The sequence below is a fragment of the Vibrio sp. EJY3 genome (genome assembly GCF_000241385.1).
GTDB classification, from domain to species: Bacteria; Pseudomonadota; Gammaproteobacteria; order Enterobacterales; family Vibrionaceae; genus Vibrio; species Vibrio natriegens.
Window position 1 is genome coordinate 1,312,883 of sequence record NC_016613.1, and the last position, 15,649, is coordinate 1,328,531.

Genomic DNA, 15,649 nt, shown 5'->3' on the forward strand with positions numbered 1-15,649 from the left:
TACAAATAAACAGAAACGGTTTTTAGCGCTAAATTTGTATTTTCTTTAGGCAGTTTTTGTGAGGTAGTTAATAGAAGTGCACTTTATTTGTGTGGAATCAGGTGCATATTTTGAGATGTTAAACAGGTAAGAGTGAAATTTTGTATTTCTCTGTAACTTTCTCAATCAAGAAACAGACAGTTAGTGCGATTTATGCAGGGCAAGGTAGCGGTTGATTATTCAGAGGCTGAGTAAGGGCCCAAAATAGTAAAACCCCGGAGGTGGTAAGTCTCCGGGGCTTTGAAATTTTTTAAGATAGTTCGGTTGGTAAGTCCGGTTATCTTTTATGCAAAAGGTTTGGATTTAATCCGAGTAATTCCTTGGTAGGGAATTAGATACGGATGAAGTCCATGTGTTCAACTTTTGGCTTGAACGCGTGACGTTGAACGTCTTGTGGCTTAACGCTAACTTCTTTGCCATCGATAACTAGAACGATGCCTTCGTAGAACTCAGGCTTGTCCATTTGGTTTACGATGTCATCGTGGTTAAGAACGATAGCTACTGCTGCTTCTTCACCGCCGTATACAACTGCAGGGAATTTGCCAGCGTGACGTAGGCGGCGGCTCGCACCTTTACCTAGTTCAGTACGTACTACTGCTTCGAATTTCATAGTATTTACTCTCAAATTAGTAAAAATAAAGTTTTCACAATCAACAATGCGACCTTGTTGTTTGTGGTAAGGCTTGAAACAGGAACTGTTCAAGCGAGCGCGGATACTATCATTCCACTCGAACTTCAGCAACCCAAATTGCATCTAAATCAACAAAAACAAGCTAATAAAGTGTGTCTGATAGAGGCATTTTAATTCGGTAGGACAAAAATCGTGCCACTTGCGTTTATTTTCACCAAATTACCCAGTTTACTTAACGCGAGAGTAGAGTGTTAATAAAGCGCTCATGCTCGGCTTCTCTGCAATATCAGTGTGGCTTTCAACCCACCCATTTTGCTTGCTTCTAGATCTAACTGTCCGCGGTAACTATGCGCCATTTCACTGACAATATTTAACCCCAGCCCAGAGCCCGGCGTTTCTTCATCTAGTCTAAACCCTCGTTGAGTCACACGTTCTAACTGTTCTTGAGGAATTCCCGGGCCGTCGTCTTCTATGATAAGGCGGATATTTTCCTTATCTTGAGTGGAATGGACGCGGATCATACGGTTCGCCCACTTGTAGCTGTTCTCAAGTAGGTTACCTAACATCTCGTCAAGATCACTTTTCTCTACTGCCACGTTTAATTCAGAGTCGAGTTCATTGACCAAAGTGATGTCACGTTGGACGTACACTTTATCAAAGGCCATAGAAATGGCATCGACTCGCTGCGCTGGATTGGCTTTGACGGAGAGGATATTCATTGACCCAGCCATTCTCGCTCGACCTAAGTGGTAATCAATGTGCGATTGAATTTGATTCAGAGGTTCATCTAACCGGGACTGGACGGTTGTATCCAAGGTGCGAACTTCGTTTTTCAGGACAGACAATGGTGTCTTTAACGCATGGGATAAATTCCCGGCATGATTTCGTGCCCGTTCTAAAAGCTCCTGATAGTGAAAGAGTAGCGCGTTAAGGTCAGAGATTAAGGGTGAGATCTCTTTAGGGTAGGTCTCTTCTAGGCTGGTTTTATTTCCTGATTTAAGCTCGGCGAGTTCTTTCTGTAATTTAGTCAGAGGGCTTAAAGACCATGCTATCTGCACCAGAATAACAGTAAGCACGCCAGCAAACAGCAAGCCTAAAATTAACCATAATTGGCCAATTAACGTCTGAAGTGTATTTTTGATTGGAGCTTCATCGATGCCGACAACAACATGAATCGGGCCATTGTAATCGGGTAAATACAGTACCTTTTCCAAGGTAATTAGTTTCTCATCGCGAGCGCCATAAGCGTCTTTGTCGAGCTCTTTATATTCGATTCTTTTGTCCCATAAAGAGCGAGAACGTTCGAGGTGAGTTTTGGTCGAAGCGCTCCAATACAACCCGCTATAAGGTCTGTTAAAGCGCGGGTCAGAAAGTTGTGCCGCGAGAGATAAGTGGCCAGTTTTGTCGATTTCTAACTGCGCGGCGATCTCGTCCATGAAGACGCTCAATTGTGAGCGGGTATCATCCACCATGTAGTTATACACTTGAGTCGGAATGGTGACGCCAGCAGCCAGGATCATCGCGGTTAACCAAACGACAGCAGCCAATACCAGTCGGCTTTTGATACTCAGACGCTTTAATGGATACAGTGGCAATCTGTATTTATTTGGCATTGAGTTGGTACCCTAAGCCACGGACAGTCTTGATGATTTTTGGTACGATTTTTTTACGGATACGACCTATAAAGACTTCAATGGTATTTGAGTCTCGGTCAAAATCTTGTTTGTAAATATGCTCGACGAGTTCCGTTCGTGAAATCACTTTCTCTGGATTATGTACAAAGTACGCAACCACTTTGTACTCGAGCGCAGTTAAGCTAACCGGCTCACCTTTCCACATCACTTTAGAGGTGCGGGTATCCAAACTCAGATCGCCAATTTGCATGACAGGAGAAGCATTGCCAGAGGCTCTGCGAAGCTGGGCACGGATACGGGCAATCAATTCCACCATCTCAAAAGGCTTGGTGAGGTAATCATCGGCACCAGCATTAAGGCCTTCAACACGCTCTGTCAACGCGTCGCGGGCACTGAGAATAACGACAGGCGTGTTAATGTTTTCATCTCGGATGCCTTTCAATACTGATAAGCCATCCAGCTTAGGCAAGCCGAGATCTAAAACGATCGCATCCCACTCTTCTGTTGTCGCACGATATAGTGCGTCAATCCCATCTTGAGAGAGTTCAGGTACCCAGCCATTGTTTTCCAACGTCTCGATGATTTGCTCACCAATGCGAGGCTCATCCTCGACAACAAGTATTTTCATAGTGGCTTCTTTTATTCATTTATTTGTTGTTGTGGTTTCAGCGCTTTATTGAAGTTACGACCTTTCACTTCGAGCATTTCTAATGTTGCTGCATCGTACTCAACTTTTAGGACGTTGCTGTCAAAGAGAATTTTTAATTCGTAAACCCACGCATGATTGTCTTCTTCGAGTTCTACTTTAATAATACGACCAAACAAGTCCTTTTCGACCGTTGCGTAGAGTTCGGAGAATGGTCGAATATCACCGTTTTGCACCGCGCGATAGACCTCATCCTGGTCTTCATCAAATTCAATCTCGGTGCCAGGTTTTATGACATCCTGCACAATCGCATGGCCGTCTTGCGATGCCAACAGATCCTTTTGTTGTGCGAACGTAGGTGCCGAAATTACCATCGGTAGCAAACTTAAAAACAACGCAACACGCTGAGAATTCGTTGATTTGTTCATAATAAAACCTTTTCATAAGAATTGGCAGGATTATAGGCAGCGGTATATGAATAGAAGGTGAACCTGTTAGCAAGAAAGTCGAGAGGTTCACTGGTTACCTGCATTGAAATGAATCGTCTGAATTGGTAGACGCTACTTCAGTTCACCATCAAAAATTTTGTCACGCAGTTTCCAAAAACGCCCTGACTTTCTGGCAATCACAAACTGCGGTAAGCGAAATCGGTGCTGATTTGCCACGACTCGAGTCGGGGACGTTTCTTCAAACGGGCGATGCTTGTCTGCGAGGTGAGGACGAACAAATTGATCTTTGAAGTTCTGTTTTTGCTTTTTGGTAGTGAGAGACCAAAACTCATGAACTAACGCGTTCCCTTCACCTTGGTATGGTTCTCCCGAGTAGGTAACTTTTAACTGAGACTTACCGTCATTGGGTTTGAAGACAGACAAGTCCATCTCAGTGCACTCGAATATCAACGCGTCTTTCAGGTTAAGCGCTTCTTTCAACTTCTTGTCCGGATCGACTAATGTGGCGTCACATTCGTGGCAGATGCGCGCAGCAATGTCGTTGTCAGCGCCACATTCCCCACAATATTTCGCTCTGAATCGGTAACCGCAATGCTCGCGTTCACCCGTGTCTTCATCTTCGAAGTAACCCTGGCAACGGCGGCCGAAGTGTTCCAGCAAAAAGCCATTGCTATCCAATTTGCCCCAGAAGTTGTTATTAAAACCACAAGCAGGGCAGGGAATGGTAATGATCTCGCTGGTGGAATCGGGTTTGGGATCGCCAACTTCTGGCTGATACAAATCGTAACTGTTGCCTGCGTAATCAAGCACCAAACATTCTGACTTACCTTCTGACAGACGTAGCCCGCGGCCGACGATTTGCTGATACAAACTGACTGATTCTGTCGGACGCAAAATGGCAATCAGATCAACGTGCGGTGCATCAAATCCAGTGGTTAATACCGACACGTTAACCAGATACTTGATTTCGCGGTTTTTAAACGCTTGGATGATGGCGTCACGCTCCGGTGTTGGCGTATCTCCGATGACAATTGCGGTTTGGCCTTCAGGTAATAAACCATGAATTTCCTGCGCGTGACGAACCGTGGCGGCAAAAATCATCACACCATGTCGGTCTTTTGCGTATTGAATAATTTGTTCGACGATTTGCGGCGTAGCACGTTTGGCTTTGTCGATCACCATGTCCATTTCCGCTTCTTTGTAGCGCCCGGTATTGGCGGGTTTTAACTGCGAAAAGTCATAAGACAAAACGGGCGCGTCCATCATTCGCGCTGGCGTCAGGAAGTTTTCATCGAGCAAGTAGCGAATTGGTAATTCAAAGATGCAGTCGCGGAAGAAGCGCGGTTCTTCAGTTCGAACCTGTCCGCGAGTATGGTACTGGTAAATCCAACCCATGCCCAATCGATATGGGGTGGCGGTAAGACCAAGAACTTTAATCCCTGGGTTCAACTCACGCAAATGAGTAATCACTTTCTGATAGCTGCTGTTTTTATCGTCTGGCACGCGATGACATTCGTCGATAACCAGTAGCGAGAATTGGTTTTTGAAGGCATCTAAGTTTCTTACCACCGACTGAACAGAAGCGAACACAACTTGCTGATCGGTTTCTTTGCGTCCAAGGCCAGCAGAAAAAACCGAGCCTTGGAGATCGTACCCTTCGTATTTGGCATGGTTTTGCTCAACCAGCTCTTTAACATGCGCCATAACTAACACTCGCCCTTTAGCCAGACGAGCCAATTCGGCAATCACCAGGCTTTTGCCCGCACCAGTTGGCAACACAATCACGGCAGGTGTCGAGTGTTTACGAAAGTAATGAATGACCGCTTTTACAGAGTCAGCTTGATAGGGGCGAAGTGTATACATGAAAAAATGTGAAATTGCTCAACTATTCTAACCAGGGACGTTATAATACCTGACTTTTATACCCAAGTGATCTTAGAACCACGATTCGGAGAGCATTTGGGTATAATTCAATGAGGTATTCATGCGTTTAGATAAATATTTGTGTGACGCTCTGGGTGCGACGCGCAAGCAGGCGACAAAGATCATCAAAAGTGGCGAAGTGACCGTTGATGGTGACATTCAAAAAAGTGGATCATTCAAGGTGCCGGAAGGTGCGGAAGTCATGTGGGAAGACCGCGTAGTTGCTGCGCCGGGGCCACGTTACATTATGTTGTACAAACCTGCTGATTTCGTTTGTTCACATGAAGATGGCTTTAATCAAACCGCATTCATGTTGTTAGATGAGCCAAAAATCGAGAATCTACATTTTGCTGGTCGTCTGGACGTTGACACTACCGGTCTGGTGCTCATTACCGACGACGGTAAGTGGTCGCACCGCATTACTTCGCCAAAACACAAGTGTGAAAAAACCTACCGTGTTTGGCTAGTTGATGCTATTCAGCCTGATTATGCTGAGAAACTTGCCGAAGGCATCATGCTTCGTAATGAGCAGGAAGCGACGTTACCAGCGCGTTTAGAGATCGTGAATGAAGCTGAAAATGAGTTGTTACTAACCATCGTTGAGGGCAAATATCACCAAGTGAAACGCATGTTTGCTGCGCTCGGTAACAAAGTTGAGTATCTACATCGCGAACGCATTGGTTCTATCGAGCTTGACGAAGCACTCGAACCGGGTGATTACCGTTATTTGACTCAAGAAGAAATTGATTCGATCTGGAATTAATCATAGCTCTAGGAAATTATTTAGTTCCTATTGGGAACTGGTTTTTTGGTAGGAAATCGCTCAAAATGGCGGCTCCTACCAAATAGATTTAGTGCCAGACAGTTTTAGTCAGTGTCAAACCTCAAGTTATTAACTGAGGCTCATTTATCTAAGACACTTACTTTTCTCGTAAAACATCCGATGTGGTGAAAAATGGTGGAGTGAGCTTCATTGCCCATCTTCTTTACTCTCATCGTCAGCGTATGAATTTGAATCGTTATCATGCGCTTTATTGTTTGAGTCGTTTGCAGCACCTTGGTATCCATTCGTCCTTTTGAACCTTGTAAACGAGATTTTGGATTCGCTGTTATTCCTATAATCAACGTGACGAGAAGCTTCATTGATCACTGTATCCAAGCAAGGGTGCGAGTGGTTGGGACTCAACTAGAGGTAAAAGAATGACAGAAAAAGTTCAAAGTGCTCCGCAATCCCAACTCTCCTTTTTACTATTCATCGTTCTTGGGGCGATTGGCGCACTTACTCCGCTTGCCATTGATATGTATTTGCCTGCGATGCCTGCGATCGCGAAAGATCTCGGTGTCGCTCCTGGCGCGGTGCAAATTACATTAACGGCATATACCGCAGGCTTTGCGATCGGACAGTTAATCCACGGCCCGCTTTCAGATAGTTTTGGACGCAGACCTGTTCTGATTTTAGGTGTGTTTTTCTTTGGATTAGCGGCAGTTGTGAGTGCGACTACAAATGGCATTGACGCTCTTACTTATGTTCGTACCGCGCAAGGCTTTGCGGGTGCGGCAGCGGCTGTCATTATCCAGGCGGTCGTTCGCGACATGTTTGAACGTGAAGACTTCGCCCGTACTATGTCCTTTGTCACCCTAGTTATCACAATTGCGCCGTTAGTTGCGCCGATGATTGGCGGGCACTTTGCGATCTGGTTTGGATGGCGATCGATCTTCTGGGTACTGGCGATATTTGCCGTTGTGGTTATTTCACTCGTATTTTGGAAGATTCCGGAAACATTAAAACCAGAAAATCGTCAACCTTTACGCTTTCGTACGACACTAAGAAACTACGCTCGTTTGTGTTCTAGCTCCGAAGCGTTGGGCCTGATGTTAGCTGGCGCATTTTCATTCTCAGGAATGTTTGCTTTCCTTACCGCGGGCTCATTTGTCTATATTGATATATACGGTGTTCGACCTGACTACTTTGGTTACTTGTTTGGTCTGAATATTGTGGCGATGATCATCATGACCAGCATTAACGGCCGCTTGGTGAAAAAAGTGGGGTCGCATGCCATGCTTCGTTTTGGCCTGTCGGTTCAGCTTTTGGCCGGTATTGGTTTGTTAGTGGCCTGGTTGTTGGATTTAGGCTTATGGGGCACGGTACCTTTTGTTGTGCTCTTTATTGGTACGTTATCGACGATTGGCAGTAACGCTATGGCACTACTTTTAAGTGGTTACCCATCAATGGCTGGTACCGCATCGTCACTGGCGGGCACATTAAGGTTCGGCATGGGGTCGTTGATTGGTGCGTTTGTGGCGGCACTTCCGGGTGACGCTGCATGGCCAATGCTCATTGTTATGTTTGCTTGTGCAGTGCTGTCTGCACTGTTTTATTGGACTTTAGGAAGAAAGGCGTAATGTCGGATTACACCAAAGAAATTCAGAATCTGGTTAACTCTGCGTTGGCAGATTTGGACGCGGAACATCGCTCAGGTAAGCTGGCGAATGCGCCTGTGGCTAACAACCATTACTTGGTGCGTTGGGTAACAAAAGCACTGAAATCGCAAAATTTTGGCCGAGTAGTGGGTGATGATTTGACCCGTTGGCAAAAAGCGGGGCGTTCAAAGGGTAACGATTCAGGCTTGTTGTTTATCTTTAAACGTATCTCAGCCTATTACGCCCAGTTCTTCCCTGAAGGCGAAGATGCCAAAGTGATTAAAGACTCTGATATTGAAGCCTTTTTGGATGTCATGGAGCAAGCGGGCTGGGAAGTGTCTACCTCTGAGCAATTAGTAGGATGCGGCAAGGTTCAGATATTTACCGAAGGTCAAAACTCATTAGCACTCTGTGCAGACCAATGTGAAAGCTGTTTTGATGGTGAGTTACTGGTTAAACCGATGAGTTGGTTTGTGCGCGGTAATCATGCTGAGTTTGTCGAAAAAGCATCGCAGGCGGGCTTTATGGTCCACAAGGTAACAGATTATAAATCGATGGTGAAATACCACGGCGAATACCTAATATTTCCTGCGAATGAAGGCAATCAATTAGCTGAAATTCCCCTCAGCTTTCAGGCATAATTTGCCCCAGTAAACAAAAAAACAAAAAAGCATCAGATTCGTAGTGTCTCTGATGCTTTTTTAGTTTTAACAACGCACATTGGCTAGAAGCGATACTTCCAATAAACGCCGCCATAGATGCCGTTGTAGTCTTGCAGAACGTCACCCATGTTACTTACTTCATTATTGAAGAGGTAATCATCTTCAGAGTAATCTTCGTAACGAACATTAAATTGAACGCTTTGATTGTCTGAGATTTCATAATCTGCAACACCTTCAAGACGCGATGATTTGTATTCATTGTCCGGATACTGATACCCGCTGGCCGTTGTTGACGATTTACTGTCTGCCTGACTATAGCTGTAGTCCAGAGAGAGGGTTAACTTGTCTTCAAGAAGCCCGTCTTTACTGACCCCAAAGCCAACGGTGGTTACATCGTCTTTCAGTTTTGTTTTGTATCTATCCCATCCAACGACATCCGAATTTGCTTGTTGCTGTTCTGAACGAATGATTTGTTGGTTATAGAACACATGTCCATTCAAGCCCTCAGCGAGGTTGAAATTGACGCTTAAATCATAACCGTAGTCTTCACCCTCACTCAGGCCAATGTCAGGTTTGTCATAATCATCATTGCCGTACCAGGCTTCTGCGAGGAGTTGTACGTTTTCAGAGATGTCGTAGCTACCGTCTCCGCGTAATTCTATGCGGTTTTTATCGGCCAAGTAGTATTGTCGTAAGTTTGGCGACTCGCTACTTGAATTTCGCCAAGAAGACCCATCTCGGAAAGAGTAGGATAATTTACCGCCTAATTGCCATGGCGCTTCTGGACGATAACGAGCTCCGAAATACAAACTTTGCTCATCAATACTTTTACGATCAGCGTACTCTCGTTTGTCGTGCGTGTAGTCATAGCCCGCGTTCAATCTGATATCGCTGTTGAGGCGATGAGTGACCGAGGCTTCCAGTTTTGTTTTGGTGCGGTCATAGCTTTCGCGCGTAGCACCAACCACATCGTTTCTATCAGACTTGTCGTCTTTGTCGGAGTAATCAGCAGACACTTTCAGAGCGGTATCACGTGATAGTTTGTTGTGATAATCCCCACTGATTTGCCAAGTACTGGTTTCACCGTGAAATGTATTTGAGTTAGAAGGGGACAACGCAAATGGCAGTAAACCTCCTTCAGACGTGGCTTGTGACCACAAAATTCGGCCGTTAAAGGTTTGTTGGTTCACGCGATAATTACCTGATACAGCCAATTGATGAAAATCGTTGTCAGGCTCGTTAGAAAGTTGGTTCGCATACGGGTCTGAAGTATCGCCATAGTAGAGCGCTGACATGTCATTGCGGAAGAAGGAACCACGGTAAGCAACGTCAACCAACCAGAGATCTTCTACATAACTCAGACCAACTTGGGTATTGAGTGTCTCATGGTCGACGGCCTTAGGAATGAACCCGGGGCCGCTGCCATAACCCGGTATGGTCGATGAATAGAGGGACGTTGTACCTTCTTTACGTTCATGTTTCATCGATGCATAGGGTTGCCAAGGTGATTTAGGCGTGTACTTGAGCTCAAATTTGAAGGTATCACGGGTAACTTCGTGATCATATTTGCTCAAAGATCCACTCGTGAGTACGTTGTCACTTCCTTGGTAGGCACTTAATGATGAGCGATTCCAGTAGTAGGGCGTTTCGCTGTAACTTGTTACCAAACGAAAACCGTCATACTCTCCAATTTCCCATTGAATCAAGAAGCGTTGAAGACCTAAGTCGTCAACCAGTAAGCGATTGTAGAAGCCATCATCTTCATAGCGTTCAATATCCGCATTCAGGCTTGCATTTAGGTGCTTGTTGTCTGAACTAGTGCCATGAAGAGGTGGGTTCCAGTTATAGAATCGTGTTGAACCGTCGTTATCGAGATAACCGACGCCCACATTGACATCACCACTCCACAAACCATCGCTACTACAGTCAGTACAATTCCAGCGGCTGGTATCAGCCTCTTGGCTATTCTGCAGCGAATAATCCTCTGCGTGTACTTGTAGAGATAAAGCAAGGGAAATAGCAATACAGATTTTTGATAGTTTCATGCCACCCTCCTTAATATCTTAGCGTCTGACCGCGTGGGTGATTAGAGCCATGCACTTGAGTATGGCAGTTCATACAGCTACCACCACGAACCTTCAAGTCGTTTTCAGGCATCGCAACGTTAGCATGAGGAACGCGGTGACACTCCTGACATAGCATTGGTAGACGTTTGTTTAACATGGCTTTATTAACTGAACCGTGAGGAGAGTGACAGGTTGTACAATCTTCCGTGACGGGTTCATGTTCCCATAAGTTTGGACCGCGTTTTTCCGCGTGACACTCATAGCAGGTGTCATTAATTGATGACCAATTGAGGCTCGCTTCGTTGATTGTCTGGTGTGGGTTGTGACAATTCGAACAGGTCATCACACCATCCAGTACCGGGTGACTGCTGCGCTTATGAATGTCAGATTTGGCCTTAATATGGCAATCTGTACATTTATCCGCTTGCAACTCAGCGACCATCATAGGATCGTCCTTTTGATGCAACTGGTGACAGCTCGAGCACGATAGGCCTTCAAAAGCGTGCTCACTGCTGTGCCAAGTAGAACGCTTAGCATCTTGGTGGCACGACAAACACACGCTATTTTGTTTCTCTACAGGAACAGGGGAGTTAGGACCAAAGGTGATCATTGGCTCCCTTACTTGGCCTTTACGAGGATTACGTTCATGGTTATTTGCCGGGCCATGGCACGCCTCACACTGCTTATCGTTCATTGGCCCGTGAATATTGGCAGCTTTACCATGTACATTATCGAAAATACCCGTAGCAGGCTTATCAGACGTGTCATCATGGCATCGTAGACAGCCATCAGGACCACGACGAGAGTATTTCCCTTCTGAAAACTTCGTATCCAGTATGGTCTGTATCTCTTCTCTCGATAAGGTCGCTGCTTCAGGTTCTGCCTCGGGCTCGGTAACGTCTTCAGAGTTTACTGAAGAAATTACCCCAAACCCGAGTATTAACACCACTAACCACCGCTGAATGATTGCTCTCATAACAATTCCTTTTTCATCCTTAATCGTTAATTACTTATGATCAATGACGTTTTCAACGGTAGTCATATACCTTGTGAACCTTATCTACGCCCTGAGACTGCCCGATAGCGTGACATGTCGAACATTGCTCAGAACCCATCGCTTCTGCTGCTGTGTCAGCACCAAAGACTGCGCCGTTATTTATCATATGGCTCAGTATTGCATCACCAGCTACAGTTTCTGGATCTGCGTCCGCGAGCGCTGATTCAAGGTGACATGCACCACAGGCCACTAGAGCCGGGCTGAAGTATTTTGTTTCTCCAGCTGTATTCATCGCCAATGATGGGCGCGTATTTTCCTGACTTGGCAGGTTAAATTGAGACGATGTATGGCAAGATTCACAATTGTTGATTGCTCCTGGGAATACCGCCTCACCATTACGATGAGACCCAAACGCGTGATACGAGTGCACGTGGTATTTCAGATCTGCCGGTATGCCTGTGTAAAAAGATGGACGTTCTGAGTTATGGCAATTTTTACATTGCTGGAAATCAGTCGCCGCGTGAGAGTCTGCGTGGATTGTCAGCTCTTTATGACAACCGTTACAGCTCTCAATATCCGCGCCCATTGGAAGACTATGAGGAATTTCCACACCACCAATGCCGAAGGCTGAAGAGGTGTTATTTGCTGCAATCATGAACGGGCTCTTGATTAGATCAATACCGGTAAAGTTGACACACTCACTTAGCACGCCTTCTCTTCTGTCAGCACATAGAGGTACATCTGCAATGTTGACAGTCAGTTTAGAAGTGCTGGTTGGTTTGACATCAGAAGCACTGAGGTCTTTGTGGCAGGTGAACATACCATCACCTTCTGCAACACAGCCATCACCAACCGCACCGTCTCCATACATGTTCAGATCAACGGTTGGGAGCGGCGACGGTGACGAGAAAGTTAGCGGACTTAAATATGACAATAGAGGTCCTTCACCGTTATCCCAGTTAAGAAGAAGGTAGAAGTGATCGTCATTATTGATAAAAGGCCTAATGTCAGCCATTGAGCTTATACCCACACCGTCTTTCATGATGCGTACTTGAACTTCGAAGCTATCATCAATGAAACGCGCTTGTTCAATCGAGACGTCTAACGTGTCTCTGGCGGTTGATAGGTTAGCTAAACGCATCATGTGAACCGTTTTAGCGCTTCTGCTTGCGTCTTCGCCAATGATTGGGTCGCCATTTTCATCGCGCTCATAAGGGCGATGACATCCGGTACAAGTATTTTGAGGGGAACCGTCTCGAATCCATGCTGTACCAACTTGATTTGCATGAGCTCCGCGATCACGGAACAAGTGACAGGTTTCACAGGCAACTTGGGTTGGGTGTTCAAACCAGTTGTTTGCATCCGATGCTTTTGCTGTGTCACTCGAGTGACAAGTCGTACAGTTGCGCGCATCTTGTGGGAATGGGCTGCCCTCAACGACAAGACCGTCTATGTCAGTGACTAACTGTTCACTGTCATCAACAGGCTGCTTGTACGTAGTCAGGTCATTTCTGTCACTGCCAAGTTTAAATACGTTGCCGTGATATTGGTGTACAACGGCCGCAAGAGGTCTACGAGCGGGTGCTGCACCTGGGTTACTGTCGTTGTGACAAGACGTACAAACCGCGATGTTGTTGTCTATTGAGCGATAACCCGGACCATGGTGGAGGGGCTCGTTCATATGACAATTCGCACAGGTACCGTCTTCAATGACATTCCTCGTTACAGTACTGTCTGAACTGGTACCTGGTACCCACTCATAAACATGAGTAAAACCGACCTCTTGGTCACCGTAAGCGAACACGATTCGGTGCAACTTATCTTCATCCCAGCTGATATACCCGTCATTATCAGCGGAATCGGCAGGATACGGATCGGCGACTTTCAAAATGTCTGTAATTGCAAAGGTGTAACGATAGCCGTCGTCTGTTTTCTCTAAATCGCCATCCCAAACACTCTCCATTGATGCTCTATTGTTTGAAGCATCACTGGAGTGATGGAAACTTTTCCAGAAGGTATTGCCGTTACGCCCGTTATAGTCGTAAGCGGGGTCACTGGTATCTTCAACGTCACTGCGTGCCGGCATTGCTTTCAACACCGCGATTCTAAAGTCTTTATCGGTGTCGAACGTGTAGTCACGCCCCGCGCCGTCCAGAACGTTAAAGTCAACCACCAACTTTGTTTCAGTACCACTGTCGGAGGGCATAAGCATCGGCGTTTCGATTTCGACGCTGAATGAACTGACATCTGGCGGAGGGGTATTTTGATCATTTTTACCGCCTGGACCACATGCGGCCATTAACATGGCAAGGGTTGTGATGAAAAGTAGTTTTATATTGTTCATTTTCCCTCTCGCTTTCACCTAATAGATTTAAATAAAAGTGGGACTAATTTAGATACAACTTATTGAATTTTGGGCTCTGAGTATAAATAGCCCATATAAAGTAGTTTGCTTTATTCTTGTTAGTTATCTTTTGGAGAGAGTGAACAACGACGGGTCAAAATTTACATTCCACTCTACCACCGACTGTTTTGAGTATAGACATAAAACCGTGCTTCATAGCTCGCTAAAGATATTTTTTGAGTGTTGTGATGTTGCTCAAAGTGTTGAATGTTATGGGTTTTGTTGTTTTATTATGCATTACAATGACTTATAAAAAATAAGGTTATAATTTGCCTTTCTAATGTCAGCAAATTATAAGAGCGTGGTCTAATATGTATTGTGTATGTAAATGAGATGTTGTTTTGGACAGGTTGATATTGGAATTGCTTATAAGAAAGCGTTGGTTTAGCAGTGATCTGACTTGAGAGTCGTCATGTTTATTCCATTTTCTTTCTAGTAAATTTTAGATACAGCCGCCTAGTTCTCACTGTCTTTCAATAATATTTAAGTTTAGGAATCGCAGCCTATGTGTTCTTCTTTGACAAAAATAACTCAAGCGTTGACGTTGATTACAGCCAACTTTCTTCTGGTTTCGTCAGTGCAAGCATCCGCTCCAGAATTAATCGAGCGTTTGGAATGTGAGGCATGCCATGGACCGGGTGGGGTATCGACAAATACCAATATTCCTTCTATTGCGGGCTTACCGGAATTTAATTTTATTGATCAAATGCTGCAGTATGGCGAAGGGCGACCTGCTGATACCGTTAAGCATGTTTATGGTGATACGAGCAAAAGTGGTGACATGGCGACTATTGTGAAATCGCTTTCCGAAGAAGAAGTGGAAGAGTTAGCTGCACACTATTCACAGCTTGCGTTTGTTCGTGCGAAACAGGACTTCGATCAGTCACTGGCTGATAAAGGGAAAATGATTCACGAGAAAAATTGCGACAGCTGTCATGTGGATGGAGGCAGCGATCCGATGGATGAAACCTCGATTCTGGCAGGCCAGCAAAAAGGCTACTTGCTAACCACGCTCAAGCAGTTTCATAGCGGTGCACGTTCTGTAGATAAGAAAATGGATAGCGCTGTTAAAGGGTTAAGTGAAGACGATTTGGTTGCACTGTCTGAATATTACGCGAGTTTCCAATAAATCAATCACTGGCAAGGTGGAGCAAACTATATGGGATGGTGGAGTCGACCTAATAAAAAATGGATGCTCGGCATCCCGCTTGGTGGTGTAGTCGCGTTTATCTTAGGCGTGGGCGCACTAGGCGCTTACCATGGCGTTATGAATTATTCCAACACCAACGACTTCTGTTTCGGATGCCACATTGGGATGGATACGATCGTGGAGGAATATCAAGCGTCAATACATTACAACAACTCAAAAGGTGTGATTGCCGCGACATGCAGTGACTGTCATGTTCCGAGAGAGTTTATTCCCAAAATGATCGTTAAAATCACCGCGACAGCGGATATCTTCCATAAATTGAAAGGCGATATTACGCTGGAAAACTTTGAGTCAGAACACCGGCCAAGGCTTGCGGCAATCGTAACGGAGGAGTTTGTCGCCAATAAGTCCAAGCAATGTAAATATTGCCACCAGGTTGATCGCATGGACTTCGAAGCGCAAGGTCGTACGACGGCTCGTCGACACCAAATGATGGAATCACGAGATCAATCGTGTATCGATTGTCATGCTGGTATAGCGCACAAGTTACCAGAGGATGAGCCAGAAGAAGTCGAAGAAGAAATGGTTGAAACCACCGCTATGGTTAATTGATTCTTCTTAAAGTTC

At 45.3% G+C, this 15,649-nt stretch carries 13 protein-coding genes; 5 read left to right on the forward strand and 8 right to left on the reverse strand.

What is annotated here, in order from left to right; genetic code table 11:
• Nucleotides 1-370: 370 nt before the first annotated feature.
• From rplY to VEJY3_RS06005, 5 genes are all read right to left on the reverse strand, one after another.
• Nucleotides 371-649, reverse strand: a complete 279-nt coding sequence (gene rplY, locus VEJY3_RS05985; RefSeq protein ID WP_014231543.1) for a 50S ribosomal protein L25 — start codon at nt 647-649, stop codon at nt 371-373.
• A gap of 284 nt (nt 650-933) precedes the next feature.
• Nucleotides 934-2,283 (reverse strand): ATP-binding protein, encoded by a 1,350-nt coding sequence (locus tag VEJY3_RS05990; protein ID WP_014231544.1) that lies wholly within the window; start codon nt 2,281-2,283, stop codon nt 934-936.
• Nucleotides 2,273-2,932, reverse strand: coding sequence for a response regulator transcription factor (locus VEJY3_RS05995; RefSeq protein WP_014231545.1), 660 nt, complete (start codon nt 2,930-2,932; stop codon nt 2,273-2,275). The genes VEJY3_RS05990 and VEJY3_RS05995 overlap by 11 nt, the downstream gene beginning before the upstream one ends.
• Nucleotides 2,933-2,943: 11 nt before the next feature.
• A complete protein-coding gene (locus VEJY3_RS06000) occupies nt 2,944-3,378 on the reverse strand; it encodes a PepSY domain-containing protein (RefSeq protein ID WP_014231546.1) in 435 nt (144 codons plus the stop codon).
• Between the two features lie 132 nt (nt 3,379-3,510).
• Nucleotides 3,511-5,262, reverse strand: a complete 1,752-nt coding sequence (locus tag VEJY3_RS06005; protein WP_014231547.1) for a DEAD/DEAH box helicase — start codon at nt 5,260-5,262, stop codon at nt 3,511-3,513.
• Between the two features lie 121 nt (nt 5,263-5,383).
• Here VEJY3_RS06005 and rsuA point away from each other — a divergent pair, with 121 nt between their 5' ends.
• From rsuA to VEJY3_RS06025, 3 genes are all read left to right on the forward strand, one after another.
• Complete coding sequence (rsuA, locus tag VEJY3_RS06010) at nt 5,384-6,085, forward strand: 16S rRNA pseudouridine(516) synthase RsuA (protein WP_014231548.1); 702 nt, start codon at nt 5,384-5,386, stop codon at nt 6,083-6,085.
• A 437-nt stretch (nt 6,086-6,522) separates the two neighbouring features.
• Nucleotides 6,523-7,725 carry a Bcr/CflA family multidrug efflux MFS transporter gene (locus VEJY3_RS06020; RefSeq protein WP_014231550.1) on the forward strand — a complete coding sequence of 401 codons (1,203 nt, stop codon included), beginning with the start codon at nt 6,523-6,525 and terminating at the stop codon, nt 7,723-7,725.
• The gene (locus VEJY3_RS06025; RefSeq protein ID WP_014231551.1) at nt 7,725-8,384 is read left to right on the forward strand and encodes a DUF2913 family protein; all 660 of its coding nucleotides are present in this window, start codon (nt 7,725-7,727) and stop codon (nt 8,382-8,384) included. Before VEJY3_RS06020 ends, VEJY3_RS06025 begins: the two co-directional genes overlap by 1 nt.
• Before the next feature lie 83 nt (nt 8,385-8,467).
• Here VEJY3_RS06025 and VEJY3_RS06030 read toward each other — a convergent pair whose 3' ends face one another.
• The 3 genes from VEJY3_RS06030 to VEJY3_RS06040 are packed head-to-tail and all read right to left on the reverse strand — an operon-like array spanning nt 8,468 to nt 13,812.
• Complete coding sequence (locus VEJY3_RS06030; protein ID WP_014231552.1) at nt 8,468-10,450, reverse strand: MtrB/PioB family decaheme-associated outer membrane protein; 1,983 nt, start codon at nt 10,448-10,450, stop codon at nt 8,468-8,470.
• A gap of 10 nt (nt 10,451-10,460) precedes the next feature.
• A complete protein-coding gene (locus tag VEJY3_RS06035; RefSeq protein ID WP_014231553.1) occupies nt 10,461-11,447 on the reverse strand; it encodes a DmsE family decaheme c-type cytochrome in 987 nt (328 codons plus the stop codon).
• Between the two features lie 52 nt (nt 11,448-11,499).
• Nucleotides 11,500-13,812: an OmcA/MtrC family decaheme c-type cytochrome gene (locus tag VEJY3_RS06040; RefSeq protein ID WP_014231554.1), complete on the reverse strand. Its 2,313-nt coding sequence runs from the start codon at nt 13,810-13,812 to the stop codon at nt 11,500-11,502.
• A 577-nt stretch (nt 13,813-14,389) separates the two neighbouring features.
• Between VEJY3_RS06040 and VEJY3_RS06045 the strand changes: the two genes are divergently transcribed.
• Entirely contained in the window at nt 14,390-15,001 is a 612-nt protein-coding gene (locus tag VEJY3_RS06045; RefSeq protein WP_231119380.1) for a c-type cytochrome, read from the forward strand.
• Nucleotides 15,002-15,031: 30 nt separating this feature from the next.
• A complete protein-coding gene (locus VEJY3_RS06050; RefSeq protein WP_041170211.1) occupies nt 15,032-15,634 on the forward strand; it encodes a NapC/NirT family cytochrome c in 603 nt (200 codons plus the stop codon).
• Nucleotides 15,635-15,649: the final 15 nt, after the last annotated feature.

Coding starts and splice junctions, on each gene's coding strand:
- rplY (WP_014231543.1), bottom strand. CDS start 649: ATGAAATTCGAAGCAGTAGTACGTACTGAACTAGGTAAAGGTGCGAGC.
- VEJY3_RS05990 (WP_014231544.1), bottom strand. CDS start 2,283: ATGCCAAATAAATACAGATTGCCACTGTATCCATTAAAGCGTCTGAGT.
- VEJY3_RS05995 (WP_014231545.1), bottom strand. CDS start 2,932: ATGAAAATACTTGTTGTCGAGGATGAGCCTCGCATTGGTGAGCAAATC.
- VEJY3_RS06000 (WP_014231546.1), bottom strand. CDS start 3,378: ATGAACAAATCAACGAATTCTCAGCGTGTTGCGTTGTTTTTAAGTTTG.
- VEJY3_RS06005 (WP_014231547.1), bottom strand. CDS start 5,262: ATGTATACACTTCGCCCCTATCAAGCTGACTCTGTAAAAGCGGTCATT.
- rsuA (WP_014231548.1), top strand. CDS start 5,384: ATGCGTTTAGATAAATATTTGTGTGACGCTCTGGGTGCGACGCGCAAG.
- VEJY3_RS06020 (WP_014231550.1), top strand. CDS start 6,523: ATGACAGAAAAAGTTCAAAGTGCTCCGCAATCCCAACTCTCCTTTTTA.
- VEJY3_RS06025 (WP_014231551.1), top strand. CDS start 7,725: ATGTCGGATTACACCAAAGAAATTCAGAATCTGGTTAACTCTGCGTTG.
- VEJY3_RS06030 (WP_014231552.1), bottom strand. CDS start 10,450: ATGAAACTATCAAAAATCTGTATTGCTATTTCCCTTGCTTTATCTCTA.
- VEJY3_RS06035 (WP_014231553.1), bottom strand. CDS start 11,447: ATGAGAGCAATCATTCAGCGGTGGTTAGTGGTGTTAATACTCGGGTTT.
- VEJY3_RS06040 (WP_014231554.1), bottom strand. CDS start 13,812: ATGAACAATATAAAACTACTTTTCATCACAACCCTTGCCATGTTAATG.
- VEJY3_RS06050 (WP_041170211.1), top strand. CDS start 15,032: ATGGGATGGTGGAGTCGACCTAATAAAAAATGGATGCTCGGCATCCCG.